The organism is Actinosynnema sp. (assembly GCF_052038725.1).
On record NZ_JBQGCX010001020.1, the window covers coordinates 1 to 2,095 of the forward strand.

Genomic DNA, 2,095 nt, shown 5'->3' on the forward strand with positions numbered 1-2,095 from the left:
GCTCCCGGTCAGCTCGTGCAGGTTGACCACGGCGTCGACCTTGGGCGTGAACACCCGGTCGAGCCGCTCCGGGTCCTGGGCGGTGAGGACCCCGTCGTCGAGGACGCCCGCGACGTGCACGACGGCGGTCGGCGGGGTCGGCAACCCGGCCAGGGTGCGGGCGAGGTCGGCCCGGTCCCCCGCGTCGCAGGCGAGGACCCGGACGGACGCGGTGAGCCGGTCCAGCTCGTCCACCCACTCCGCGACGCCCTCGGCGTCCGCACCGCGCCTGCTGAGCAGCACGAGGTCCCGCGCGCCGTGCGCCTCGACGAGGTGCCGGGTGACCAGCCTGCCGAGCGTGCCGCTCGCCCCGGTGACGAGCACGGTGCCGGTGAGGTCGACGGGCGCGGACGCGTCCTGCGCGGCGGCGCGGGCCAGGCGCGGGCGGTGCGGGAGCCCGGCGCGCAGGGCCAGCTGAGGTTCGCCGGTGGCCAGCGCGGCCGGGAGCGCCGCCGCGCTGTCGGGGTGGTCGTCCAGGTCGAGCAGGACGAACCGGTCGGGGTGCTCGGTCTGGGCCGTCCTGACCAGGCCCCACACCGCCGAGGCCGCGAGGTCCTGCTCCGGGTCGCCGGAGCCGGTGCGCACCGCGCCGCGCGTGCACACGACCAGGGTGCTCTCGACGAGCCGGTCGTCGGCGAGCCAGCTCTGGAGCAGCTCGAGGGCGCGGGCGGTGACCGCCCTGGTGGCGGAGGCGAGGTCGGTGGCGCCACCGGCGAAGGTGGCGAGCGCGAATCCCGGTGGGGCGGCTGCGGGATCGGTGGGCAGGGCGGGGCCGGTGAGCCGGGTGGCGAGGCGCAGGTCGTCGTGCGGGACGGCCACCACGGGCGCACCGCCGCCGTTGTCACCGGGAACGGGCGCCCAGCGCACGTGGAACAGCGAGTCGTGGGCGGGGCGCACCTGCTCCTCGGTGACCGGGCGGACGGTCAGCGACTCGGCGGTGGCCACCGGGGCGCCCGTCTCGTCGGTCAGCGCGACCCGGTAGGTGTCCGGCCCGGTGGCGAGGACCCGGACCCGCACCGAGGTGGCCCCGGTGGCGTGCAGCGTCACGCCCTGCCAGGAGAACGGCAGGTGCGCGTCGTCCCGTCGGGCCCCGGTGAGGGCGACCGCGTGGGTGGCCGCGTCGAGGAGCGCCGGGTGCAGGCCGTAGCGGTCGGCGCCTCCCGTCAACTCCTCGGGCAGGCGGACCTCGGCGAACACCTCGTCACCCCTGCGCCAGGCGGCGCGCAGCCCCTGGAACGCGGGCCCGTGTCCGTAGCCCCGTTCAGTGAACCCGGTGTAGAAGTCGTCCACGGGAACGGGGTCGGCTCCGCGCGGCGGCCACTCGGCGTCGGCGACGGTCTCGGGTGCGCCGGGGTTCGCCGCGAGGACACCGGTGGCGTTGCGGGTCCACTCGGCCGCGTCTCCCTTCCTGGAGTGGAGGTGGAAGGTCCGGGCACCGCTCTCGTCCTCCGGGTCGACGGCGAGCTGGAGCTGCGCCGCACCCCGTTCGGGCAGCACCAGCGGGGCCTCTAGGGCAAGCTCCTCGATCCGACCGCACCCCGTGGTGTCGGCGGCGTGGACGGCCAGTTCGAGGAACGCGGTCCCCGGTAGCAGCACCGTCCCGAAGACCGAGTGGTCGGCGAGCCAGGGGTGCTCGCGCAGCGAGATCCGGCCAGTCAGCAGCGCACCGCCGCCGGGCATCTCGACGGCCGCGCCGAGGAGGGGGTGGCCTGCGGGGCGCAGCCCGGCGGACTCGACATCGGCGCCCGCGCGCTCGCCGACGGGGAGCCGGTGGCGCTGGCGCTGGAAGGGGTAGGTGGGCAGGTCGACGCGGTGCGCGTCGGGGAAGGCCGGGGACCAGTCGACCTCGACGCCGTTGACGTGGGCTTCCGCGAGAGAGCTCAGGACGCGGTCCAGGCCGTCCTGATCGCGGCGGAGGGTGCCCACGACCAGGGCGTCCTCGGCGGTCTGCTGCACGCCCAGCGTGAGCACGGGGTGAGCGCTGACCTCGATGAACGTCCCGAACCCGCGTTCGGACAACGACCTGACAGCCCGCTCGAACTCCACGGTCTCCCGC

At 76.1% G+C, this 2,095-nt stretch carries 1 protein-coding gene; it reads right to left on the reverse strand.

Annotated features, from left to right (window positions below):
• Positions 1–2,085: polyketide synthase dehydratase domain-containing protein (locus ACTUAL_RS21570; protein WP_440901520.1), on the reverse strand; the 2,085-nt coding region annotated here is incomplete at its 3' end.
• Between the last annotated feature and the right edge of the window lie 10 nt (positions 2,086–2,095).